We start from the raw sequence: 24,882 nt of genomic DNA, 5'->3' as shown, positions 1-24,882 counted from the left end.
TCCGCGTCGGTCGTCCATCGCCATTGACGATGGCCATTCTATCCAAAGCAACCCGCGCCATCACGGCAGGATAGCATCGCCCTGATGGAGCGCCGCCTTTCATAAATAACAATGTGCAAAACAGACCCGGAGCGTGAGGATGACCACCAAAGCTATTCTTCTTAGTCGGCGCAACGCCCTGCTGGCCTCGTCTCTGGGCGGCGCCGCGGCCTTCTTCCCCGGCGACGTGGCTTCGGCCGCCCGTTCCGGTCAGGGTATGACGGCGTCCTCCTGCTCCACACCCAAAAATGCCATTGCGCAAACCCGCCATGGCCCGGTGCGCGGTTATGTCGCAGGCGATGTTTTCACCTTCAAGGGCGTTCCCTATGGCGACGATACCGGCGGCGTGAACCGATGGTTGCCCGCCAAGCCCCCCAGGCCATGGACCGACCCTTATCCAGCGCTGGTCTATGGCGCAAATTGCCCGCAGACGCCGCACAGCTTTCGCGCCAAAGAGCATACGTTTCTCCAGCAATGGACCGACGGCTTCCAGGGCGAGGATATGCTCAAGCTCAATATCTGGACGCCGTCGCTGTCGGGCAATCGCCCGGTCATGGTCTATTTCCATGGCGGCGGTTTCGCCTTTGGTTCTTCCTACGAACTGGCGTCGCATGACGGCGCACAGATGGCGCGGCATCATGATGTCGTGCAGGTGTCGATCAACCACCGTCTCAACGTCTTGGGCTTCCTCGATCTGACCGATGTCGGCGGGTCGGCCTACGAGGAATCGGTCAATGTCAGCATGACCGACTGCATCGCAGCGCTACGCTGGGTGCAGGAAAATATCGCCGCTTTTGGCGGCAATCCCGACCGGATCATGATCTTCGGCCAATCGGGCGGCGCTTCGAAGGTGACGACGCTGATGGGCATGGCGTCGGGCAAAGGCCTTATCCATCGCGCCGCGGCGCAATCGGGCGGCGGCGGCAATATACCCACGATCGAACAGTCGCGCGATTTTTCCCGTCGCGTCGTGCAGGAACTTGGCATCGGCCAGCGGGATATCGGCGCCTTGCAGAAGATGGACTGGGCCACGCTCTTTGCCGCAGGCAACAAGGTGGCGGAGCAAATCAACGGCCCACGCGGGGCCGGCGGCCCCTCCGCGACCCCGCGCGTCGGCTGGAACCCCACGCTGGACGGACGGGTCATCACCGTTCGCTCTTTCTTCGACGCGGCGCCAGATGTGTCGCGCGACGTACCCATGCTGATCGGCAACACCAGCGAAGAAGGGATGCGCTTTGGCCAAAACCCGACCGAGGCGGAATGGCGCGCCGATCTTATGCAGCGCTATGGCGCGCAGAAGGCCGATGCCTTGATCGCCACGTTGAAGCGCACGCATCCGCAAAAGGCGATCCGTACCCTGTCCTACGGCGTGGATTCCCTGGGCTATCGCAACCGCATACAGGATATAATCGCCCTTCGGCAAAAGCAGCCCGGCAGCGCGCCTATGTATCAATATCTGTTCCAGTGGCAGTCGCCCCAGTTGGATGGCGTGGCAGGCGCATGGCATACGGCCGACCTTGCCTTCGTGTTCGACAACACGGCGCTGTGCGATCAGGGCACGGGCAATACGCCCGAAGCGCAAAAGCTCGCCCGGACCATGGCGACAGCTTGGGCCAATTTCGCGCGCACCGGCAATCCTGGCCAGCCTGGCCTATCATGGACGCCCACGGACGCCACCCGTTGCCCGACGATGGTCTTCGACGATCACTGCCGCATGGTCGATGATCCCGAAGGCGAAGCGCGCCGTATCATCCTTTCCTGACCGTTATCCACAAGGACGATCCTCATGCGTCGCTCGCTTATTCCCTGTCTCCTCCTCAGCGCCATGGCGGCGCCGGCCCTGTCGCAAGACGCGCCCGGCGCCAATCCCATCATCCGCGACAAGTTCACCGCCGATCCCGCGCCCATGGTGGATGGAAACCGCCTCTATCTCTATGTCGGTCATGACGAAGCGCAGCGCGACGAGATGTTCACCATGCGCGAATGGCTTGTCTATTCGACCACCGACATGAAGCATTGGACGGACCACGGCCCGATCATGAACGTGTCGGACTTCACATGGGCCAAAAAGGACGCCTGGGCGTCGCAGACCATCAAGAAGAACGGCAAATACTGGTTCTACGCCGCAGTGGAGCATGACAAGACGCATCCGGGCAAGGCGATCGCGGTCGCCGTGTCCGATACGCCCACCGGCCCCTTCGTCGACGCGAAAGGGTCGGCGCTCATCACCAACCAGATGACGCCCAAGGGCACGCATAGCTGGGAGGATATCGACCCAACCGTCCTCACCGACGATGACGGGGTGACATGGATCGCCTGGGGCAATCGCCACTGCTATATTGCGAAGCTAAAACCCAATATGATCGAGATCGATGGGCCGATCCGCGAAATCACGCCGCCGCATTTCGAGGAAGGTCCGTGGCTGCACAAGCGGGGCAAGCTCTATTATCTGACCTACGCGTCGCTCGACCGCACCACCCATCGCGACGAGCGGATTTCCTGCGCCACGGCGACCGCGCTGGACGGTCCCTGGACCTATCGCGGCGAACTCACCGGGTCAGGCAAATATAGCTTCACCATCCACGCCGGCATCGCTGAATTCCAGAAACAATGGTATATTTTCCTGCACAATGCCGCGCTCGCCATCGGCGATCAGAACGGCGCGATCGGGCGGCGCGCGGTGACGGTGGAACGGCTGGACTATAAATCGGACGGCACGATGAAGCCCGTCGTACAAACAGAGGCTGGCGTCACCGCCGACGATCCGACAAAATAAACGCAGCTTGCGCCGAACCTTCATAGGGGGTTATGGTAGCGCTAACTAAAGACGCACGTCAGCGCAGCAGTTGGAGAGAGAATGATTATGACCCGCCGCACCTTGCCCCTCGCTGCGCTCATCCCGTCGATACTGTCCATCTCGCTGTTCGCCGCCCCCGCCCAAACCGCACCGGCCCAAACCACACCGGCGCTGTTCGAACGCTTTACCTATGAAGGGCAATCAGCGGAAAAAATCGTCGTCAAGCCGGGCGAATATCGCAATCCGATCCTGACCGGCTATTATCCCGACCCATCGGTAACCCGCGTGAGCGACGACTATTATCTCGTCAATTCATCCTTCGCCCATTATCCGGGCCTGCCGATCTTCAAATCGAAAGATCTGGTCAATTGGACGCAGATCGCCAACGCGATCGACCGCCCGGAACAACTGAATTTCAATGGCCGCCGCCTCTCGCAAGCCGTATTCGCGCCGGACATCAGCTATCACGACGGCACCTTTTACATCGTCAATACCTGCGTCGAATGTAAGGGCAATTTCGTCATCACCGCCAAAGATCCCGCCGGCCCCTGGTCCAACCCAATCTGGCTGCCGTTCGAAGGGATCGACCCGTCCATCTATTGGGAGGGCGACAAGGCCTATATCGTCAACAACCGCGCGCCCGATGAAAAGCCCCGCTATGACGGGCATCGCGCGATCTGGATTCAGGAATATGACTGGCGCGCCGGCAAGATGGTGGGGGACAGCACCCAGCTTATCAATGGCGGCGTCGATATCACCAAGAAGCCGGTCTGGATCGAAGGACCGCATATCTTCCGCAAGGACGGCTATTACTATCTGACCGCGGCCGAAGGCGGCACCAGCGTCAACCATTCGCAGGTCGTCCTGCGCGCGAAAGCATTGCGCGGCCCCTATGTCCCGTTCGAGGGGAACCCGATCCTGACGCAGCGCGATCTCGATCCAGCGCGGCCCGACATGATCGGGTCGGCGGGCCATGCCGAACTGGTCCAGACGCAGAATGGCGACTGGTGGGCGACCTTCCTGGCCGTCCGCCCCTATGATGCCGACGATCATTATAATATCGGCCGCGAAACTTTCCTGCTGCCAGTGGAATGGAAGGACGGCTGGCCGATCATCCTGCCGCGCGGGCAGGCGATCCCTCATGCCGTAAAGGCGCCCAATCTCCCGGCGCAGCCCAAGCCCGCTTTGCCCACCAGCGGCGATTTCGCTTATGTCGAGGAATTTGACGGCACAAAGCTGCCTATGGAATGGATCGGCATCCGCACGCCGCAAAAGCCTTTTTATCAACTCGCCGGCGGCGCGCTGGCGCTGGGTAGCGGTGCGCCGCTGGGCGACTTGAACGGCGTGCCCGCCTTCATCGGTCGGCGGCAACAACATGGCAACGCCACCTTCTCCACGACGCTACGCTACACCCCAGCCAGGGATGGCGACCGCGCCGGCCTCGCCGCCGTGCAGAGCGACCGCAGCAACCTCTTTTTCGGCCTCACCCGGATCGCCGGCAAGCCGGTCGTCGCCCTCTACACCCGCGACGCGGCCGATACCGACACGCTGGTCGCCGCCGCGCCCGTTACCGTCAGCGGTCCTGTAACCCTTACCATCCGCGCAACCGGCGGAACCATTGGCTTCGACTATGGCATCGGCGGCACCACCAAGACGTTGAAGGACGGCGTGGACGCCACCCTGCTCAGCACGAAGAAGGCGGGCGGCTTCGTCGGCACGATCGTTGGCCCCTATCACTATAGCCCGGCCAACTGAGGAGCGACCGCATGAACCGCACCGTTGCCTTGGGTCTCGCCCTCGCCACCGGCCTGATCGCCGTCGCCCTGCCCGCACAGGTCTGGCGATCCGATCAAGGCGACGGCACCTATCGCAATCCTGTGCTGTTCGCCGACTATCCTGATCCCGACATCATCCGCGTGGGTGAGGATTTCTATTTCGTATCCACCACTTTCGCCAATGCGCCGGGCGTCACCATCCTCCATTCGAAGGATCTGGTGAACTGGCGTATCGCGACCCATGTGGTCGATCGGCTCGATGGCGACCCGCGCTACGACCTCAAGGACGGCGGCGACTATCGCCACGGATTCTACGCCGCCAGCCTGCGCCGTCACAAAGGCCTGTTCTATCTCGCCGTCACCCCGGTCGGGCACAAGACGCGCATCTACCGTTCGGCCAGGATCGATGGCCCCTGGACCTATAAGGAACTGGACCGCGAAGCCTTCGATCCCGCCCTGTTCATCGACGCGGACGGCACCGCCTATCTCGGCACCTCGATCGGTTCCGACGGCACGGTGACGCTACTGACCCTCAACGACGATCTCTCCGCCGTAACCGCCGCGAAAGTCACTTATTATAACAAGGGCGCGGAAGGATCGAAGATCATCCGCCACAGCGGCTTCTACTATCTCTTCAACGCCATCCCCGGCAAGCTGGCGATGACTGTGTCGCGCTCGCGCAGCTTGTGGGGACCATGGGAAACCAAGCCTTCCATTGATGACAAGGTCGGCGGCCATCAGGGCGCGATGGTCGATATGCCGGACGGCAGTTGGTATGGCTTCGTCATGGTGGATGCGGGCGCGATCGGCCGCATGACCAATATCAGTCCGATCTTCTGGAAAGACGACTGGCCCTGGTGGGGCACGCCGAACAAGCCCGATTTCGTGCCCGACCGTTCGCCCAAGCCGATTGCCGGTCATGCTTTCGCCGAACCGCCCTCGTCGGACGATTTTTCGTCCCCGAAACTTGGTCTGCAATGGCAGTGGAACCACAATCCCGACGACAGCCGATGGTCGCTGACGCAGCGGCCCGGCTTCCTACGTCTTCAAGCGACGCAGGCGAACGGCATCTGGAGCGCGCGCAACACGCTGACGCAAAAGGCGCAGGGGCCAAGGATGCGCGCGATCGTGAAGCTCGACATTGCCGGCATTGAGGTGGGCGATATGTGCGGCCTCGGCAGCTTCGGCAAGTATAACGCGCAACTGTCCGTCGTCGGCGGCGCGAAGGGCGCGCGATCGCTGCGGATGCAGCTGACCGAAAGCACGCAGAGCGGCCCGCGAACAGACATCCGCGTCCCCGCCATTCCCATCACTGGCCGCACCCTCTGGCTGCGTACAGATATGGATTTCCAGACGCAACAGGGCCGCGTCGGCTACAGCGTCGACAACCGGACATGGCAGGACGTCGGCAACGCCTTCCCACTTGCGTTCGACTGGCGCACCGGCACCTTCCAGGGCCAGCAAATCGCGATTTCCTGCTACAACCCAGCCCCTACCGACGGCTATCTCGATGTCGACAGCTTCACGCTCGCGCCTCTCGCCGCCAGCGTGCAGCCATGACCTTCAGCCGCCGCGAAACCATGGCCGCGATGGCGGCCGGCACCGCCGCGATCGCGGCAGCGCGACCCAGGGGTGCAGCAGCCGACACCCCGGCCCCGACAACCCTATGGTATCGTCAGCCTGCAACGGAATGGACCCAAGCGCTGCCTATCGGCAATGGGCGTTTGGGCGCGATGCTGTTCGGCGGCATTGGCCAGGAAAGGCTGCAACTCAACGAAAGCACGCTCTGGGCGGGCCAGCCATATGATCCTGTGAACCCTCAGGCGAAGGCGACGCTGCCCAAAGTGCGCGACCTGATCTTCGCAGGCAAAATCGCGGAGGCCGAGACGCTGGCCAACCAGACATTGATGGCCAAGCCGCTGGCGCAAATGCCTTATCAGACGCTGGGCGACCTGATCCTGGACTTTCCCGGCCTGGGCGACGCCATCGCCTATCGCCGCGATCTTGATCTCGACAAAGCGATCGCGACCACCCGGTTCGACGCGAACGGCGTCACCCATGTCCGTCAGGTCGTCGCCTCCCCGGCCGATCAGATCATCGCGGTCCATCTGACCGCCAGCAAGGCTGGCAAACTCAACGTCGACATCGCCTTGCGCTCAACTCAGCGAGACATTCGGGTCATGGCGGACGGCCCCGCCGGATTGCTGCTCACTGGCCGGAACGGCGCATCGAAGGGGATAGAAGGCAACCTCCGCTTCGCCGCGCGCCTGACGACGCAGATTGAAGGCGGACGCGTAACGCACAGCGCCGACGGCCACCTCAGCATCCGTGGCGCAACATCCGTCACCCTGCTCCTCGCCATGGCGACCAGCTACAAGCGCTTCGATGACGTCAGCGGCGACCCGCTCGCCGCCACGGCCGCCAGGCTGGCCAGGGTCAAGGGCCGATCCTTCGCCCAGATCGCCGCCGATACCGCCGCCGCGCATCAGCGCCTGTTCCGCCGCGTCGCCCTCGACCTGGGTGCCACGCCCGCCGCGCAATTGCCCACCGACCAACGCATCGCCGCTTCCCAGACCAGCGACGATCCCGCGCTCTCTGCCCTCTATTTCGATTATGCGCGCTATCTGCTGATCTGCGCGTCCCGTCCGGGTGGCCAGCCCGCCAATTTACAGGGCCTCTGGAACGACAGCCTGTCGCCCCCCTGGGGTTCCAAATATACGATCAACATCAACACCCAGATGAATTATTGGCCGGACGAACCGACGGCGCTTGGCGAATGTGTCGCCCCGCTGGTGGAGATGGTGCGCGACCTCGCCATCACGGGCGAACGCACCGCCCGCACCATGTATGGCGCACGCGGCTGGGTCGCGCATCATAACACCGACCTGTGGCGCGCCACCGCACCGATCGACGGCGCGGAATTCGGCCTTTGGCCCACCGGCGGCGCTTGGCTTTGCACCCATTTATGGGACCATTATGACTATGGTCGCGATCCCACCTATCTGGCGTCCATCTACCCCTTGATGGCGGGAGCTGCGCGCTTCTTCATCGACACGCTCCAGCGCGATCCGACCACCGGCTTCATCGTCACAAATCCCTCCATGAGCCCTGAAAATCCGCACGGCCATGGCGGCACGCTGTGCGCGGGGCCGACGATGGACATGGGGATTTTGCGCGATCTCTTCACGCAGACGATCGAGGCCGCAACCATCCTGGGCACCGACGCCGCGCTTGTCGCTGAGATGCACACCGCGCGCGACAAGCTCGCGCCCTATAAAATCGGGCGCCAGGGTCAGCTTCAGGAATGGCAGCAGGATTGGGACGCCGACGCGCCCGAACAGAACCACCGCCATGTCTCCCACCTCTACGGTCTGTACCCGTCGCGCCAGATTACGCCAGACGGCACGCCCGATCTGGCCGCCGCCGCGCGCCGCACGTTGGAGATACGCGGCGACCGGGCGACCGGTTGGGCGACCGCCTGGCGCATCAACCTGTGGGCGCGCCTGCGCGAAGGCGACCATGCGTATGACATCCTGCGCTTCCTGCTCGGCCCGGAACGCACCTACCCCAATATGTTCGACGCTCATCCCCCGTTCCAGATCGACGGCAATTTCGGTGGTGCGGCGGGGATCGTCGCCATGCTGCTGGACAGCCATGGCGACGTCATCGACCTGCTGCCCGCGCTGCCGAAAGCTTGGCCGACCGGCAGGATTACCGGCCTGCGCGCGCGCGGTCGCTGTAGCGTCGACCTTTACTGGCAGGACGGCCACCTCGATCGCGCTATCCTGCGCCCCGAATTGTCCGGCCCCCGCACCATCCGCCTGGCTGGCAAACACCGGACCCTGACATTCAAAGCCGATAGGCCGGTATCCCTGACTCGCAAGGACTTCGCATGACCCTCTGCCGTTGCATCCTGCCTGTGATCGCACTGTGCGCCAGCACCAGCCTCTGGGCGCAAACCACTAGCTCCGCCGCCGATCCGCTGGCCCCCACCGGTCGTTGGAGCGCTTATCAGGTCGGCAGCGCCCAGCTGCCGCCGATGGGCTGGAACAGCTGGAACGCCTTTTTCACCGAAATCGACGAGGAAAAACTGCTCGGTTCGGCCAAGCGCATCCTCGACACCGGCCTTGCGAAGAAGGGCTATCGCTTCATCAATATCGACGATGGCTGGTGGCTGAAACGCCGCACCAGCGACCATAAACTCATCATCCGCGCCGACAACTTTCCCTCCGCCCACGCCGGGAAGGGCGATCCCTCCTTTCGTCCCCTGACCGAAAAGCTCCATGCCATGGGTTTCAAGGCGGGCATCTATTCCGACCTTGGCCGCAACAGCTGCTCGCAGGCTTATTCGGATGGACCGGCGCAACTGCCCGAAGGCTCGGTGGCGGAGCGGGAAGTCGGACTATATGGCCATAGCGACCAGGACATCCGCCTCTTTTTTGCAGACTGGGGCTTCGACGCCATTAAGGTGGACGGCTGCGGCATCCGCGCGTTCGCGGCCGATTCAGAGCGCGTCCGCAACGGTCAGTTCCGCGCCCTTCCCCCGCTCATCGACCAGCACAGCATCACCCGATCGGACATCCCGGCCGTCAAATCGCTCTTTGCCGACATCAACCAGTCGCTCGCGAAATATAATCCCGACGGCGACTATATGCTCTCGCTCTGCATCTGGGGCAGCGCCAATGTCCGATCCTGGGGCAAGGATGTCGGCAGCATATCGCGCACCAGCGACGACATATCCCCAGACTGGGGCCGGATGCTCACCAATTATGACAGCGCCGTGCGCCGTGCGCTCTATGCGCATCCGGGCAGCTGGAACGATCCCGACATGCTGTTCATCGGCAAGGGGGATTTCGATGCGAACCATCTGACCGAGGCGAAGTCGCATTTCGCGCTCTGGGCAATGATGAACGCGCCGCTTTTGATCGGCTCGGACCTGCGGACCACGCCCCAACCGCTGCTCGATATTTTCGGCAATGCGGAACTGATCGCGCTCAACCAGGATGCTGCCGGCAATCAGGCCACAGTCGCGTTCGACAGCGATGGTTTCCAGATTCTGGTCAAGACGCTGGCGAACGGCGACAAGGCTGTCGCGCTGTTCAACCGGGGATTGTCTGCGGTGGACGCCATGCTTACCGCCGATCATCTGAAGTTTCGCGCCGACCGCCCCGTCGCCCTGTCTGATCTGTGGACGGGCGGAAAAAGCAATTTCACCAAAGAAGTAAAGCTGCGTGTCGAACCGCGCCAGACTCTGGTGTTCCGCGCAAAGGGCGACCGCTTATTGACCGACGGCCTCTATCTGTCGGAACAGCCCGGCGTCGTAAACCCGGCAGTCGACGGGGTGGTGCAGCCCGAACCCGATCCCACCATCTATCGCTCGATACCAGGCTGGCGCGGCACGCGCGGCATCGGCGAGCGCCCCATGTACGCCGGATGGGGCGGCGCGATGGCCGACGCGACACCCTATAATCAGGCGCTTGTCGTTGCCGGCCGCACTTTCGCTTCGGGCGTCGGCATCCTCGCCAACTCCCGACTGGAGGTGCGGAACAAGGGCTTTGCCCGCTTCACCGCATCGGTCGGCGTGGACGACAGCGCTCTGGATGGAGATCAGCCGGTCCGCTTCTTCCTCTATGGCGACGGCAAGGCGCTCGCCAGTACGCCGCCGCTGCGTCGCGGGGCACCAGCCCATCCGCTGGAAGCAGACGTCAAGGGCGTCGCGATCCTCGAACTTGTGGCCCGTGCCGATGGCGTCACGGACAATGCCGTCCCAGTGACATGGGGCGACGCGGCCCTGCGCCGCTGACCGGAGAAAAATAGCATGCGTCATCCCCTTACCCGCCGGACTTTGCTGGCATCGGCCAGTCTGCTTTTCTCGCTTTCGCCCACGCTGCTACGCGCCGCGACCGCACCTGGCCAACAGCGCGCATCCGCATCATTATCGCGCAACCGATGTGCTGGGCCAGCAGCACGATCTGGTCCCCTTCTACCCCCTCTACGACCGCCGCACCGCCGTCTATTTCCGCACCTTCACGCCACAAAGCTGGCAAAGCGAACGCACCGCCTATCTTGCGGCGGACGCGGCTCGCGTCGATCTGGCGCGTCGCACGATCGACATTTTCCATATCGGCGAGATGCAGCCCGAACGGGATCATGGCTTTACCGCCACCGGCGGGCAGAGCGCCGAATTCTACGGCAAGAAGAACCGCTCCCTGCCGGAAGGCGCACAGGCCCGTTTCACGATCCAGCGTCGCCCCGGCCCGGCCATCCTTCAGATCACCTATTGGGGCAACGACACCGGCCGTGCAATGCGGATCGTCGTCGACGGCCAGGAAGTCGCTGTCGAGCGGCGCGAAACGCGCAAGCGGAATGAATGGCTGCACATCGACTATCCGCTCGCGCCGACACAGGCCGCTCAGTCCATTGTGACGCTCACCGGCCTCAAGGGCAAGAGCACCGTCTATGGCGTGCGAAGCATGGAAGCGCGCTGACGATGCACCCGCGATTTTGGCACGATGCCGGTCAACTATGGGGCGCCAACTGCCCCATAGCCCGCGCGCGCCGGCCGTAAAACAGCTCGAACAGGGGCCCCGCCATCATGGTGGTCACGATGGCCATCAGCACCAGCATCGAAAACAGTGCTGGCTGAATGATCCCCTTTTGAATGCCGATATTGACGATGATCAATTCCATCAGGCCGCGGGAATTCATCAATGCGCCTATGCCCAAGGCAGTATGATTGTCTTCCCCCGACAAGCGCGCCGCCAGATAGCAGGCGCCGAACTTGGCAAGGATGGATACCAACAAGATGCCTAACGCAATCAAAAGATAGGGAACGGAACTCATGACGTCCAACCGCGTGTTGAGCCCGGAATAAGTGAAGAACATCGGCAACAGAAGAACGACGGCGATCGGTTCGACCTTGGCCTTCAACTCTTGTACGAAGAGGCCGCGTGGCATGAACACGCCCAGAATGAACCCGCCGAATATCCCGTGAATGCCGATCGCGTCCATGATGAAGGCGGACAGGCAGAATAAGGACAATGTTATAGCCAATATCGTGGCGCTCATTTCGCCCCGCGCCTCGACCGCGCGGCCCAGCGGCGCCAATAATCTTCGGCCGAACAGCATAAGAAATGTGGCGTACAAAAGTGCGCCGGTGATCGCGACGATAGCGATCGCGCTGTCGCCCGCCGACAGGGCCAGCACCACAGCCAGAACGCACCAGGAAGCCGCATCGTCGAACGCCCCCGCCGTCAATGACAGCGTGCCGAGCGGACTATCCGCCAGACCGCGCTCATTGATGATCCGCGCCAGCATGGGAAAAGCGGTCAGCGCGATACATGCGCCCAGGAACAAAGTGGCTTGCCCCCGCCCCAATCCATCGGCGAACAGACCCGGCACCTGCAAAAGATAGGGCGTTATCAATACCGCTAGCAGGAACGGCGCCAGCAATCCTGCGGCCGACACCATGGCTGCATTACGGGCCTTCGACCGAAAATGATCGAGCCGCAAAGTCAGCCCCACAAGGAACATATAAAGCGCCACGCCCAATTGCGACCCGGCGTAAAGGACGTTGCTCGTTTCCTTGGGAAAGATCATGGCGTGCAGATCGGGGGCGACCATCCCGAACAGCGACGGTCCCAAGATCACACCGGCGATCATTTCGCCCACCACCTGCGGTTGCGCCAGACATCTCCGGCCCAACCAGCCCACCGCCCGACAGGCAGCGATGATCAGCATGAGTTGCAGGAAAAAATGAACGCTATGGTCCCCCGGCGTATAGCTGGCCATTTTTGCGGCGACGGCCGGGCCATGCGGCTCCAATATGTCGGTCAGTACGGATAAATTAGCGCCGTCCATCTCTGCCCTCCCCCATTTATTGTGATAGCGCTATCATAGCTATGCCCGCGTTAATCGCGGCGTGCCGCGACCCGGCCACTACGGCCCATGTTTCAGCGCATCGGCGCGATCGGCAATTCGAACGAACCAACCGGTAAAGGCGCTTCGTCATACAGGTTCATCACCGGCGATCCGGCCCAGGCGTAGCGCACCCGCGTCGCCGGCTGCCCATCGCCGGCCAGGATGACCCGCCCGTTCTCGATCGTGCCGCCCACGAATCGACAACTGCCTGCCGCCGCCCCGCACAGTTCAAAGCCGATTGCCTGCGCCGCGCTGCGCGTATGCAGCCCGCCGGTCAACCCGGTGAAATCCACCGTTGCGCCGCCATTGGCCGTCGCCGTCGCCGTCGCCCGCGCCGCCTGCGGCCCGGTGCGCGACACCGCCTCGCCATAGGCGACCGCGCGCATCGCCCGCGCCAGCCGACGACCGACTTCCTGCTTTTCGCCCGGATGGATATCGAACGGATCGCCCAAGTCGATCGCGGTCGCCAGGCCGCCATGACTGTCCTGCGCCATGGCCTGATATTGCACCTGCCGCATCGCCGCCCAGCCGCTGTCGGTCGGCTTGGTCACAGGATCGCCATAGCCCGCCAGCTGCACCGCCACGAAGGCCAGGTCAGGCGACCCGAACTGCCGCCGCCAATCGGCCATCATCGCCTTCATCCTGTCGGCATAGCCGGGTAGGTCGACGTCGGACTCGCCCTGATACCAGGCCACGCCTTTCAGCCCGATCGCTCCCAATGGTGCGATCATCCCGTTATAAAGCGTCCCGGTGCCGGTCGTGTCGCCCCATGGCACGCGCGGCGCGCCCGGCGGCGACTGGGTCGCTACCGCATAGCGCCACCCGTCGCCCAGCGATATGTCCCCCGCCGACCCCAACGACAGTTTCATAACGTCCGCCGGACCGGACAGGCCGCCATTGGCGTAATTGTCCAGCACATTGACAATGATCACATTGCGTCCAGGCTGCAACGCGCCGGGCGGCACGTCGAAACGGCTCGGCTGCCAGCTGCGCGCGCTCATGCCCACGGGCTTGCCATTGATCCATACCCGGCCGACATCGTCCAGCAGCCCCAGTGACAGCGTGCCGCTCGCCTTGGCCTGCGCCGCCGTCACATCAATCTCTCGCCGATACCAGACCATGCCGTTAAAATCGGCGAGCGCGGGGACGCCCCATTGCTCCCAGGGGCCGATACGCGGCGCTTCGGTCCAGGCAATGCTGCTGTCTGGCTGCCATGGCTCCTGGCCGGCCACGTCGCCCGTCGCCTTGCGCCACCATTGTTCCCACTGCGCGCTGGCCGCCCGCTCCGCCGCGAAGGGATCGCGCCCATGTAGCGACACCAGCGCCGACAGCGCGCCCTGCCCGACAGCCGCCTGCGCCCGCGCCCCCATCCATGGACTGATCCGCGATCCGCCCCAACTGCTGGCGATCGCACCGATCGGCACCTTGGCCGTTTTGCGGAGTTCGCGCGCCATGTAGAAGCAGGCGGCGGAAAAATCGGCGACGGTGTCCGGCCCGGCCGGTCGCCAGGACACCGGCTGCGGAAAATCGCGCAACGGGTCGTCCGCCACGACACGCGGCACCAGCATCAGGCGCAGTTGATCGTCGGCGGACTGACGAATCTGGTTCACCGCGTCCTGCGCATTGCGGACTTCCAGTTCTATGTTCGACTGGCCGGAACACAGGAACACGTCTCCCACTGCGACGTCCTGTGGAGCGACGCTCCCCGATGCGGCACGCGCCTCGAGTTTCACCGGTCCCGTCGTGCCGGTTGGTGCAAAACGCGCTTCAAACCGACCGTCCTTGCCGGCCCGCACCTGGCGAGTTTCAGCACCGAATGTTACCGCAATCATCTCCTTCGGCGCGCTACGACCGGTCACCGTGACGGGATGATCGCGCTGGATCACCGCATGGTCGCTGAACATCGGATCGAATTGGGGCGCCGCCCATGCGGACATTGGGAAGAGCGCCACGCTGCCGAAAAGCAGGCACGCCATGCGTCTTAAATGATTGCGCGAAACCATGCTCGTCCATCCCTCCCATATTGGGTCGGCCCTGTGCCGGGCCGTTGCCACAGGCATAACCTATTTTAGCGGCACCACAACGATTATGATATCGCTACCTTCTGTTATCAGGTCGCGATTTTGCCGTACAACTGTCTATCTCGCTGTCGCAAAATCAAGGTGCCGATCGAAAAACGGCAGGACCTGATCCTGAAACCGCCAGGCGACTCGATTGGTATGATCGCCGTCATAAATCTCGAAATTATGTTCGATACCGTTGCGATCCAGAACCTCGTGCAAGGCTTGCGCATCGCCTTTCAACCGGTCCCTATCGCCCACGTCGATCGCGATCGCTTTATAGCGGCGCAGGTCTCCCATATATTGATCCACGAAAGCCAGTGGCGCGTTGGCGGCCCATCTGGCCAGTACGTCGCTTCTCACCACGCCATCCTTGACCGGCAGATCGAGATAGAGCGGCGGATTCTTGGGATTTGGCGACCACGCCGCCGCCGCCGCAAGCTGTCCTCGCAACATGAAGGGCAGATTGGCCGAATCGGCTGGCGTCTTGACCGCGTCCCACGCCTTTATCGATGCCGCATCCGTTGGCCCGACCGCGCGCGCCGACAGGCAGCAGGGGCTCATCATATAGAGCACGCCGAACATATCGGCATGTTTCATGCCGATCCGGCTGGCGCCATATCCGCCCATGCTATGCCCCGCCAGCCCCCGGCTCTCCCGCCTGGCGATGGTGCGGTAATGGTTGTCGATATAGGCGATCAGGTCGCGGGCGATGAAGGTTTCAAAATCGCCGGTCGTCACCGAACGAGAATACATCGACCCGTTATGCACCGTCTTGGAATCGGGCAGCACCAGGATCATGTCCTTCGCGCCCTTGGCAAAAGCGTTCTGCGCCGTCGTCGAAAGATGGATTTCCCGGCTCCATTGCTCCGCCCCGATCGAATAGCCGTGCAAGGCATAGACGACCGGATAGCGCCGAGCCCGGTCTTGGCCATAGCCGGGCGGCAGAACCACAAGCACATCGCGATCGGCCTTATCGCCCTCCAGATTGCCCGCAATCGTGGGCGCATGAACCTTGATCCGCTCGATCGTCACCGCTTTTGCGCCGACTAGCGCGGACGGTCCATCCGTCACCATCTGCGCAAATGAAGGCGCCGCACCCGCCCCCATGACCACCGCCAGAAACGTCGTGATTCGCATTGTCCGCTTCATGCCATTCTCTCCTCTCCGCTATCGATTATGCCTTCAAGGCCGCTCAAGCGCCCCGCAACATCCGCATCACCGAGGCCCGGATGCGGCCGTAATTGCCCTGCGCCAATGGCCCCAGGACGCCGTGCTTTTCTTCAGGGAGGTGTGCCAGCGGATGCCCGTCGGGTCGGAAGACATAATGATCGAAATAGGCGCGCCACGCCGCGCGTTCAGGCGCAGGCCGCTCGGCAATTGCGATCATCGCAAGCAGCAAGGTCGCATAGGGCGAATCCGGCCCCGCCGCGAAGCCGTCCCACCAATAGTTGACAAGAATATTGACCGGATCGAGCGCTTCGACCTGATGCCACCATAATTTCGGGAGGTAGAGCGCATCGCCCGCCCTTAGCTCAACGACGATGGCTTTCGCCTGCGCTGCTGCGAACCGCGGATAGACATCCGCCCTATCAGTCAAGCCTGCCACCATGGAAACCGGCTGCCCCGACAGTGTATGATCGATCGGCCCGATATAAAGGTCGCCGATCGCTGCGGGCGGATAGAGCGTGAAGCGGCGGCGGCCCGCTACGACGCAGGCCAGATTGTCATAGCTGTCATAGTGGCAGGCGACCGTCGATAGGTTGCCAATCCAGACGCGCGGGCGAATATGGCCGTCAAGGACATGGCTGGGGTTATCGGCCGCAAAGCCAGGGAAGCAAAGCTCCGCCGGTAGCGATCCCATATAGCCTGTTTCAAGCCCGCTCAGAGCATTGGCGCTGATCCGCAGCAGCGCGTCGCGGATATCGATCGTTTCGCGGGAAAAATTAAATCCGCTCAGCGCTTCGCCATAATGATAGCGCCCCGCAAGCGATGCTGGCGCCGAAAAATATTCCGCCGTCTGCCCCGCTGCATAGTGCACCAGATACGCCATTGCCGCGTCCGCCCCTCGCGCCGATGCCCTTGTTACCGGCCAGTGGCTGCAATGGCCCCGGATAACGGTTGGCCGACAATCCAATGCCAGCGCCCGCAGGGCATCGGGATCATCCACATCCGATGCCTGGCGTTCCTGAACCCCACAAAGGCCATCCGCTACAGTCACAGCATCGATGCCAGTCGTTCGTTGCGTCGCCGGGCCATGAGCGTAATATGCTGGAGCGACGTGACCATCGCATAGGCGCACTGCATATATCCGGCGCGTAACAGATCCAGCACCGCGGCATCGTCCAGTTCACCAAGGGCGTCGAGGCTGACGGTATAAAGCCCTTCCAGCTGTATTTTTTTCCCGTCATCGAACGTCAGCGAGACGTCGATCGGTTCGATCAGCCGATAGGATAGCAGCTTTGCGATAAAGGCGTCCGTGGCGGCTTCGCTCGCCATCAATCGGCCCAGAGCCGCATGCGCAGCCTTAAGCGGCGCCGTCGGAAGCCCTTCACCATCGAACAGCGATTCGCCGTCAACCGACGCAAACCGATCATGCGCCCGATCCAACGCTATACTGTCGTCGATCGCGAAAAACCCCTCTCGCGCGCCTTCCAGCGAACTGAAGGCCGGACGGCCATCGGGCGAGTCGATCAGACATTCCCCCGGCTTGAATCCTATCAGCGCGCCAACATAAAAGGCGCCGGTATCCAATCGTTTGGACAATAATAAAGGACAGGCGACGGCCGCCGCCGGAAACTCGCTGAGCACGACACGTACGAACGGAACGCGTCCCTGGTTAGCCGGGCGCAACCGCACTGTGGCATGTGTGTCACTATTCACCAGTTCGAGCGATGCCATAACCTCTCCTCCTCCTTATGCCCTGTCCGCAATCATCACGAAAAATCGGCCATTTGTGCCATAGCTGCGCGTTTCGGCAGCCCGTGACAATCACGCCTACAATTTCTCTTGATCGTAGGTTTAGATAGCGCTAACATTTCCTACAGAAAAAAAGAAGACCGGTTGGAATGTCCACCTGCCCGACAGGCAGGGGTCAGCGTCCACCCGGATCGATGATAATGATCGCCGTGGCAATCATGCTTCGGTGTTCAGGCGAGACAATGTCTGAACTTGGGGAGGATCATGAAGTACAATTTTCATAACATGCGCGCAGCGCGTCGCCGTGTCACGCTTGCGTCCACCGCCAGCTTGCTGGCCGTAGCGGTTGCCGTTCCGGCCATAGGCCAGGAAACCGGCCAAGCCACGATCGCGCCGCCAACGACCGAATCCGATATCGTCGTAACCGGCATCCGCGGCTCCTTGCAGCGCAACTTGGACATCAAGCGTACATCGGCTGGCGTGGTGGACGTTATTTCGGCGGAAGATATCGGCAAATTCCCGGATTCGAACGTCGCGGCGTCGTTGCAGCGTCTGCCGGGCGTGTCGATCAACCGGGCGGGACCGCGCGGCGAACCCGATGGCATCACCGTGCGCGGCTTTGGCGGCGACTTTAACGAAACCCTTATTGACGGTCGTCGTATTTCCACAGCGACAGGCGGTCGTTCGGTCGATTTCACCACGGTCGGCGCCGATTTCGTCGGCCAGCTCGCTGTGCTCAAAACGCCGGACGTGTCACTATCCAGCAGTTCGATCGGCGCGACCGTCAACATCTCCTATCCCAAGCCCTTCGACAGTCCGGGCACCCGCGTCGCGTTCAGCGCCGCAGGATCGATCCAGGATGACGCCGGCAAAGTGGTGCCGACGATTGGCGGCCTGTTCAGCAAGACTTTTGCCGATGACACAATCGGCATCCTGATCGACGGCATCTATACCCGTCGCGATACGCAGGTGAACCGCGTCTATGTTTCGGGCTGGCAGGGTGGCCTGTTCGCACCGTGCCAGCTGGCGGGCAGCAGTGCTGCAAGCTGCAATCCCTCCGACGCAACGACCGCGCCGGCAAGCGACCGCAAAAGCGTCGTCGGCTGGTATGGCCAGCAATATGGCGCTGACCAGCGCTATACCAAGGACGAGCGGATCGACGGCCGCATCGCCCTGCAATGGGCACCGTCCGACGACGTCGTCCTGACACTGGACGACAATTATTCGCGGCAAAAGATCGTCACCGACATTTCCGGCTTCGGCGTCTGGTTCAACCAAGGGTCGATGCGCAATGTCGAACAGGACGAAAATGGCACGACGATCGACTTCGTGCAGCAGGGATCGCCGACCGACTTCACCGCGGGCACTGACACCCGCGTTTTGGAAACCAACCAGGTCGGCCTGAACCTGAAATGGGACGCCACCCCCAACCTGAAGATCGAAGCCGACGCCAGCTATTCCAAGAGCCGCCAGAATCCGGGTGGCGAGATCAGCAGCGAAAACGGTGACATCGGCTATGGCGGCCTGCTCGGTACCGCCAACGGCATCCGCGTTAATGGCAGCAGCAGCAAGGCCTTGCCGGAATTGACGGCTTATGGCCCCAATGGCGACGCGTCCCGCTGGCTCGACCAGGCGATCCTGGGATCGCACGTCACCGTACGTCAACAGCAGCTTAACAGCGACGAGATCAAGCAGTTCCGGCTGGGCGCGGTATGGGAGCAGGATAACCTGACCATCAAACTGGGTGGCCGCTATATGGAGGATCGGTTCAAGCTCCAGAACAGCAGCACCTTCACCAACAATTTCTGGCAGGCTTATGCGGGTTACGGCGGGCCGTCTGGCCAGGGCAGCGGCGTGTTGATCCCGTCCAGCCTTATCAAAGGCGTGATCGGCACCAACAATTTCATTCCCGGCTTCTCCGGCGTATTGCCTCCTGGCCTGCTGAAATATGACGCAAGGGAATATCAACGTTATCTGGAAGGTCTTGGCAATCCGCAGGCGCAGAATATCCCTGGTTACAATTATGGCTGCTGCGGAACAGCCTATACCGGCAAGTTCGACTTGCTACTTGACCCTGGCAGTGTTCAGGACGTGCGCGAAAAAACCTGGTCTGCCTATGTCAGCGTGAATTTCGAAGCCGATGTGGCCGGCATGCCGTTCCACTTCAATGCCGGCGCACGGGAAGAAATCACGAAGCTGGAGTCGGGAGGCATCGGACGCTTGCCGATCTCCATCACCGGCAGCACGGCGGATCCGACGTTGCTGACGGTGGGCTTCGGCGACGCGCAGCCGATCTCGACCAAGAGCAGCTATTCCTACTTCCTGCCAAGCCTGGACATGAAGCTGGAGCTGACGGATAAACTGCACCTGCGCTTCGATGCTTCGCGCACGCTGACGCGCCCAGCATTGAACACCCTGACACCGGTTCTGAACGTAGGTGTCGGCCAGCGCGTCGGTGCATTGACCGCGACCGGCGGCAATCCCAACCTGCAACCCTATCTCGCCGACAATTTCGATCTGGCGGCGGAATGGTATTATCAGCGCAACTCCTACGCATCCGTCAATTTCTTCATCAAGGATGTATCGAACTTCGTTGTGGCCGGCACCCAACGGCAGACTATCAATGGCGTGGTTGATCCTACGACTGGCGCGCCTGCGGTCTTCACCGTATCGCAGCGGGTCAACGGACCGTCTGCGGTGATCAAGGGCGTCGAACTGGCCTGGCAGCATGTCTTTGGCGACAGCGGCTTCGGCTTCAACGCCAACGCCACCTTCGTCAAGACCAACAAGCCTTATGACGAAGGCAATCTGTCGCAGAGCGGCTTTGCGGTTACGGGCCTTGCCAATTCGGCGAACCTGGTCGCCTTCTATGACAAGAACGGCTTCCAGTTCCGTACCGCAGTCAACTGGCGCGACAAATATCTGCGTGAATTTGGTCAGGCGCAGAATAACTCCGCCTTTGGCGCGGAACCGACCTTCGTCAATTCCAGCCTGCAGATCGATCTAAGCACCAGCTATCAGATCACCGAACGGATCAGCGTTTTTGGTGAAGCGCTGAACATCACCAACGAGACGGTGAGCACCCATGGCCGCTTCAGCAACCAGTTGCTGGACGTTTACGCCTATGGTCGCCGCTTTACGGCGGGGGCACGCTACCGCTTCTAACCTTGTCTCGCCTGGGAGGGGATGTCCAGTTGACATCCCCTCCATTTTTATGGGTAGTTTCTGCATGGCTAGTCCTGTCCGCAACATCGTGATCGTCGGCGGTGGCACCGCAGGCTGGCTGACCGCAGGCGTCATCGCCGCACGGCATAAAAGCCGCATCGGCCGCGATTTCACCGTCACGCTGGTCGAGTCCGCCAACGTCCCGATCATTGGCGTCGGCGAAGGCACCTGGCCTACGCTGCGCACGACCCTGTCACGCATGGGCGTGTCCGAAACCGATTTCTTCCGCGAATGTGACGCCTCGTTCAAGCAGGGCGCCCGCTTCGCCCGCTGGACCACCGGCGCGCCCGACGACGGCTATTATCATCCGCTGATGCTGCCCCAGAATTTCGGGCAGGTGAACCTGGCACCCCACTGGCTGGCCGACGAAGGCGGCGAGAGTTTCTGCGACAGCGTCTGTTCGCAGGGTCTGATCTGCGATGATGGCCTAGCGCCCAAAACGATCGCGACCGCCGAATATGATGCGCTCGCCAACTATGCCTATCATCTGGACGCGGGCAAATTCGCGCCCTTCCTGCAACGCCATTGCTGCGAAAAGCTGGGTGTGCGTCATGTCCTGGCCGATGTCGAAGCGGTGCTGATGCGCGACAATGGCGACATCCGCGCCATCCGTACGACCCAGGCGGGCGAGATCGAAGGCGATCTGTTCGTCGATTGCACCGGCTTCAAGGCGTTGCTGATCGAAGGCGCGATGCAGGTGCCGTTCAAGGATTGCAACGACGTGCTGTTCTGCGACACGGCGCTGGCGATGCAGGTGCCCTACGAACGGCCCGACAGCCCAATCGCATCGCACACCATTTCCACGGCGCAGAGCGCGGGCTGGATCTGGGACATCGGTATCCAGACGCGCCGGGGTATCGGCCATGTCTATTCCAGCAACCATATTTCGGACGAGGCGGCAGAACGCGAATTGCGTGCCTATATCGGCCCGGCGGCCGATGGCCTGAACGCCCGCAAGATCAAGATCCGGTCCGGCCACCGCGAAACATTCTGGAAGGGCAATTGCGTTGCGGTGGGCCTAGCCGCCGGCTTCCTCGAACCGCTCGAAGCGTCGGCCATCGTTCTGGTTGAGCTGTCGGCTAAGATCATCGCCGAACAAATGCCCCCCTGCCGCGAGGTGATGGACATCGTGGCCGCGCGCTTCAACGCCACGACCCACTATCGCTGGGGCCGGATCATCGATTTCCTCAAGCTCCATTATGTGCTGACGCAGCGCACCGACAGCGATTTCTGGCGCGACAATGTGCGCGAAGACGGCATACCCGATCGGCTCAAGGACTTGCTGCTGCTCTGGCGCTATCAGTCGCCCGGCTTCCTGGACGAGTTCGATCGCGTCGAGGAGGTTTTCCCGGCGGCGAGCTACCAATATGTCCTGTATGGCATGGGCTTCAAGACGCAGGTGGATGCGCCCGACCTGTCGCGCGACACCCATCTGGCCAGCCGCGCACGGCGGGAGAATGCGGCCATGACGGCCAAGCTGCGCGCCGGCCTGCCGCGCCATCGTGACCTCATCGAGAAGATCGTGGCGCACGGGTTGCAGCCGGTCTGACCGGCCGCAACCCTCCATACATTAACGCCCGCCGCTCAGACGGTTCGCCGCATTGGCCAGTTCGATCCAGGCTGCGCCTTCGGGAATGACATATTCATTCTCGCCCCAGAAAAACGGCCAGTCCTCGTGGTTTTCCGGGAAGTCAGGCTTAACGACCAGCACGCCGGGCACCACCCCGCCCGCAATGAAGGAAAAGTCGGCGCGGTTATTGCCATAGGCGACTTCCTTCGACACCGTACCGACGCCTGATATGAAGCTGATATCGGAGCCGGGATGATGCCCGGTCAGGAACGCCACGCCCCGCAACGTCGCTTCCGGCCCAACGATTTCCGGGAAGGCGCGATGGAGCGCTTCGCCCGTCAAGGCATGGCCGAGTACCGTGCCGGACCCCGCCCAGCCGCCGGTGGTGATCGGCACGCCGAACGGGTTGGCCTTCGCCCCCGCCTCGCTTTCGGCGTGCCACTTCCGCACCGCCGGGATCATGGCCTTGCGATAGGCGGCGGGCATGAACGGGACCGCGGCCACAGCCGTTTGCGCGTTGAAGCCAAACCCTTTCTCGACCTTGGGCCACAGCGCCATCACCACCTTGGCATAAAGGGGTTTGCGCGTCGTGCGGAGCAATTCCACCGCCGCGCCGAACATCTCCGCGTCCAACGGTCCGCCGGTCGTGTTACCATGGCTGAACATGTCGGGCGCATGGCCCTGCTCCTCCTGCCACACGCGCTCCGCCGTTTCCAGCGCGCGCCGGGCCAGGGCATCGTCCTGCCCCTTGAGCACCCGCGCCGCTGCCGCCAGCCCCGCGATTGAGCCGTAGTTGAGCGCTGACGCCTTGCTGGTGAAGGCCCAGCGGTCATCGGGTGTACCGCTGCGACCATCCTTGACCTCGCCGGGCTTGAGCGAAGGGTCGTAGGGCAGCCCGTCGGTCTTGTTCACCGCGTCGCCCAGATGGGTATATTGCGCCACGTCCGGTTCGACGATGCCGTGGATGGCGTGGCCCACCGCGTCGAATTGCGCCAGCAATTGCAACGTGCCGTGCGCCACCTGCTGCACCATGTCCGGCTTGCCATCGGGCACATGCATTTCAACATGCCGCCGCGCCTGATTAACGCTCACCGTGTCGCGGGTCAGGCTATAGCGTTCCTGCGCGTCAGCCAGCGACCGGATCACCTGATATTGCGACTGTGTGCGGATGTCGAAATCGCCCGCATCATACCAGCCCCCGACATTCAGGCCGGGAATATGCTCGCCCGGCCGAAAGCGCGTGTCGGTTGTCGGTCCTTGCCGATAGAGGTCGATATGTTCGTGGTTCACCGGCGCCTGTCGCGCGTCGTCGCGATGGGAATCACCATGCCAGCTACGATAGGCTTCGTTGACCGAAACATGGTCCATTGCGACAGGGAAATAGACATCATTGGTGGGGTGCCAGGCATCGGCATAAACGTCCGCCGCAATGCGGAACGGCGCTGTCTTTACGTCGCCATAATCCAGCCGATACAGGCCCGGCGCGCGCACGGCGCTGAAATCCATCTGGAGATAGTGATAGCGCAGATAATCGCCCCATTCGCGCGCCGCTGGCGTCGGCACGGGGCTTTCCGTCCCATCCGCACTGATGCGCATCAGCCGCAGTGGCGGCCTGCGTTTGTCGTTGCGGTCCAGTTCGACCGTGGCGACCTTCGGCCCGCCGGGCGCATAGCCCAGTTGCGAATGCGCGATCACTGGCGTGCGCAGCCATGTCGCGTCGCCCTGCGGCGTTACCGTCCATTGCAGCACCGTGCCTGTCTTGCCGGCGGGCAGCATCGACCGCAGCACGAACCAGCCATTCTGGGCCTGGTTGCGGCCATCATAGAGCGAAATGGGCGAGTCCCCCGCGATCGTGATTCGACGGGCGGGATCTTCGGGCGCCAGTACGAACCGCCGACCGCTTGCGATCGGCAGCGGTTCCGCGCCTGGCCCTTCGCTGCGTCCGCTGGCTGCGTTGCGTTGCGCCGTCAACGCCATCGCGTCGGCCGGGTAGAGCGGGAAAAAGCCGGCAAGGTCGTCCGCCATATAGGCGTGATGGAAATAGGCCGACGGCAAGAACTCCAGGTTGAACCCAGCCTTCCCTTCCAGCGCCCTGGGCACGGGCTTGTCGAGGATCACGCTCAGCCGTGCGCCATTGCCTTCCCGCTCCGCCCGCACGACATATTGCCAGTCATATTGCGCGTAGCGTAGCGTCGTTTCAACGATACCAGCGGCGGCATCGACCTTGCGGCTGACAAGCGTGGCCGCAGGGTCCCATTGCCCCGGAGTCGCGGCCAGGCGCACATCGCCGTTGGTTGCGCTGCGCACGCCTCGCTGGATGATCTCTATCCCGCCGATCTTGGCGTCGGCGAACAGGCCGTCATACCAATTGGAAAAGGCCAGAATGTTGACCGCCGGCGCTTCGAAATAGCCCTTCTCATTGAGTTGCAATCCCGCTGCATCCTGCGCCATCACGGCGGTGCTGGCCCCGCCTAGCAGCATGGCGATGCCGATGGCGGACATGATCCTTCGACGCATGACAATCCCCCCCCTTGTTTGCGCTACCAAATTTGGAAAGCAGCGTATTTTCTCGGAGCC

General features: G+C 62.4%; 15 protein-coding genes. 9 read left to right on the top strand and 6 right to left on the bottom strand.

The features are described 5' to 3' along the window. Window positions 1-139 precede the first annotated feature (139 nt). The 7 genes from CEQ44_RS04880 to CEQ44_RS04850 all read left to right on the top strand — a co-directional run bounded on the left by CEQ44_RS04880 (window position 140) and on the right by CEQ44_RS04850 (window position 11,099). Window positions 140-1,801 carry a carboxylesterase/lipase family protein gene (locus CEQ44_RS04880; protein ID WP_088185074.1) on the top strand — a complete coding sequence of 554 codons (1,662 nt, stop codon included), beginning with the start codon at window positions 140-142 and terminating at the stop codon, window positions 1,799-1,801. A gap of 24 nt (window positions 1,802-1,825) precedes the next feature. After that, entirely contained in the window at window positions 1,826-2,815 is a 990-nt protein-coding gene (locus tag CEQ44_RS04875) for a glycoside hydrolase family 43 protein (protein ID WP_088185073.1), read from the top strand. 81 nt (window positions 2,816-2,896) lie between these two features. After that, on the top strand, window positions 2,897-4,591 hold the full coding sequence (locus CEQ44_RS04870) for a glycoside hydrolase family 43 protein (RefSeq protein WP_088185072.1): 1,695 nt from the start codon (window positions 2,897-2,899) through the stop codon (window positions 4,589-4,591). An 11-nt stretch (window positions 4,592-4,602) separates the two neighbouring features. Beyond that, window positions 4,603-6,171: a glycoside hydrolase 43 family protein gene (locus tag CEQ44_RS04865; protein WP_088185071.1), complete on the top strand. Its 1,569-nt coding sequence runs from the start codon at window positions 4,603-4,605 to the stop codon at window positions 6,169-6,171. Further along, window positions 6,168-8,507: a glycoside hydrolase N-terminal domain-containing protein gene (locus CEQ44_RS04860; RefSeq protein ID WP_088185070.1), complete on the top strand. Its 2,340-nt coding sequence runs from the start codon at window positions 6,168-6,170 to the stop codon at window positions 8,505-8,507. The genes CEQ44_RS04865 and CEQ44_RS04860 overlap by 4 nt, the downstream gene beginning before the upstream one ends. Further along, window positions 8,504-10,414: an NPCBM/NEW2 domain-containing protein gene (locus CEQ44_RS04855; RefSeq protein ID WP_088185069.1), complete on the top strand. Its 1,911-nt coding sequence runs from the start codon at window positions 8,504-8,506 to the stop codon at window positions 10,412-10,414. Before CEQ44_RS04860 ends, CEQ44_RS04855 begins: the two co-directional genes overlap by 4 nt. Window positions 10,415-10,562: 148 nt before the next feature. After that, the gene (locus tag CEQ44_RS04850) at window positions 10,563-11,099 is read left to right on the top strand and encodes a DUF6805 domain-containing protein (protein ID WP_088185068.1); all 537 of its coding nucleotides are present in this window, start codon (window positions 10,563-10,565) and stop codon (window positions 11,097-11,099) included. 31 nt (window positions 11,100-11,130) lie between these two features. On the opposite strand, the gene CEQ44_RS04845 is transcribed toward CEQ44_RS04850, so the two are convergent. The 5 genes from CEQ44_RS04845 to CEQ44_RS04825 form a co-directional block, all read right to left on the bottom strand. After that, complete coding sequence (locus CEQ44_RS04845) at window positions 11,131-12,471, bottom strand: cation:proton antiporter (RefSeq protein ID WP_088185067.1); 1,341 nt, start codon at window positions 12,469-12,471, stop codon at window positions 11,131-11,133. Window positions 12,472-12,563: 92 nt separating this feature from the next. After that, window positions 12,564-14,534 (bottom strand): sialate O-acetylesterase, encoded by a 1,971-nt coding sequence (locus CEQ44_RS04840; RefSeq protein WP_373438223.1) that lies wholly within the window; start codon window positions 14,532-14,534, stop codon window positions 12,564-12,566. A 135-nt stretch (window positions 14,535-14,669) separates the two neighbouring features. Beyond that, window positions 14,670-15,743, bottom strand: a complete 1,074-nt coding sequence (locus tag CEQ44_RS04835; protein WP_254913972.1) for an alpha/beta hydrolase family protein — start codon at window positions 15,741-15,743, stop codon at window positions 14,670-14,672. A gap of 43 nt (window positions 15,744-15,786) precedes the next feature. Beyond that, window positions 15,787-16,761, bottom strand: a complete 975-nt coding sequence (locus CEQ44_RS04830) for a cupin-like domain-containing protein (protein WP_254913971.1) — start codon at window positions 16,759-16,761, stop codon at window positions 15,787-15,789. Between the two features lie 47 nt (window positions 16,762-16,808). Beyond that, complete coding sequence (locus CEQ44_RS04825) at window positions 16,809-17,492, bottom strand: SapC family protein (RefSeq protein ID WP_088185064.1); 684 nt, start codon at window positions 17,490-17,492, stop codon at window positions 16,809-16,811. 282 nt (window positions 17,493-17,774) lie between these two features. On the opposite strand from CEQ44_RS04825, the gene CEQ44_RS04820 reads away from it, so the two are divergent. Together CEQ44_RS04820 and CEQ44_RS04815 are read left to right on the top strand one after the other, a co-directional pair. After that, window positions 17,775-20,675, top strand: a complete 2,901-nt coding sequence (locus CEQ44_RS04820) for a TonB-dependent receptor (protein ID WP_254913970.1) — start codon at window positions 17,775-17,777, stop codon at window positions 20,673-20,675. A 64-nt stretch (window positions 20,676-20,739) separates the two neighbouring features. Beyond that, window positions 20,740-22,284 carry a tryptophan halogenase family protein gene (locus CEQ44_RS04815; protein WP_088185063.1) on the top strand — a complete coding sequence of 515 codons (1,545 nt, stop codon included), beginning with the start codon at window positions 20,740-20,742 and terminating at the stop codon, window positions 22,282-22,284. 21 nt (window positions 22,285-22,305) lie between these two features. Here CEQ44_RS04815 and CEQ44_RS04810 read toward each other — a convergent pair whose 3' ends face one another. After that, window positions 22,306-24,807 carry a glycoside hydrolase family 9 protein gene (locus tag CEQ44_RS04810; protein WP_088185062.1) on the bottom strand — a complete coding sequence of 834 codons (2,502 nt, stop codon included), beginning with the start codon at window positions 24,805-24,807 and terminating at the stop codon, window positions 22,306-22,308. Between the last annotated feature and the right edge of the window lie 75 nt (window positions 24,808-24,882).

This window comes from Sphingobium sp. Z007 (genome assembly GCF_900013425.1).
In the GTDB taxonomy this organism is placed as follows: Bacteria; Pseudomonadota; Alphaproteobacteria; order Sphingomonadales; family Sphingomonadaceae; genus Sphingobium.
Note: the sequence above shows the minus strand (reverse complement) of the source record. Positions and strands in the feature narration are given on the sequence as shown.

Coding starts and splice junctions, on each gene's coding strand:
- CEQ44_RS04880 (WP_088185074.1), top strand. CDS start 140: ATGACCACCAAAGCTATTCTTCTTAGTCGGCGCAACGCCCTGCTGGCC.
- CEQ44_RS04875 (WP_088185073.1), top strand. CDS start 1,826: ATGCGTCGCTCGCTTATTCCCTGTCTCCTCCTCAGCGCCATGGCGGCG.
- CEQ44_RS04870 (WP_088185072.1), top strand. CDS start 2,897: ATGATTATGACCCGCCGCACCTTGCCCCTCGCTGCGCTCATCCCGTCG.
- CEQ44_RS04865 (WP_088185071.1), top strand. CDS start 4,603: ATGAACCGCACCGTTGCCTTGGGTCTCGCCCTCGCCACCGGCCTGATC.
- CEQ44_RS04860 (WP_088185070.1), top strand. CDS start 6,168: ATGACCTTCAGCCGCCGCGAAACCATGGCCGCGATGGCGGCCGGCACC.
- CEQ44_RS04855 (WP_088185069.1), top strand. CDS start 8,504: ATGACCCTCTGCCGTTGCATCCTGCCTGTGATCGCACTGTGCGCCAGC.
- CEQ44_RS04845 (WP_088185067.1), bottom strand. CDS start 12,471: ATGGACGGCGCTAATTTATCCGTACTGACCGACATATTGGAGCCGCAT.
- CEQ44_RS04840 (WP_373438223.1), bottom strand. CDS start 14,534: ATGGTTTCGCGCAATCATTTAAGACGCATGGCGTGCCTGCTTTTCGGC.
- CEQ44_RS04835 (WP_254913972.1), bottom strand. CDS start 15,743: ATGAAGCGGACAATGCGAATCACGACGTTTCTGGCGGTGGTCATGGGG.
- CEQ44_RS04825 (WP_088185064.1), bottom strand. CDS start 17,492: ATGGCATCGCTCGAACTGGTGAATAGTGACACACATGCCACAGTGCGG.
- CEQ44_RS04820 (WP_254913970.1), top strand. CDS start 17,775: ATGAAGTACAATTTTCATAACATGCGCGCAGCGCGTCGCCGTGTCACG.
- CEQ44_RS04815 (WP_088185063.1), top strand. CDS start 20,740: ATGGCTAGTCCTGTCCGCAACATCGTGATCGTCGGCGGTGGCACCGCA.
- CEQ44_RS04810 (WP_088185062.1), bottom strand. CDS start 24,807: ATGTCCGCCATCGGCATCGCCATGCTGCTAGGCGGGGCCAGCACCGCC.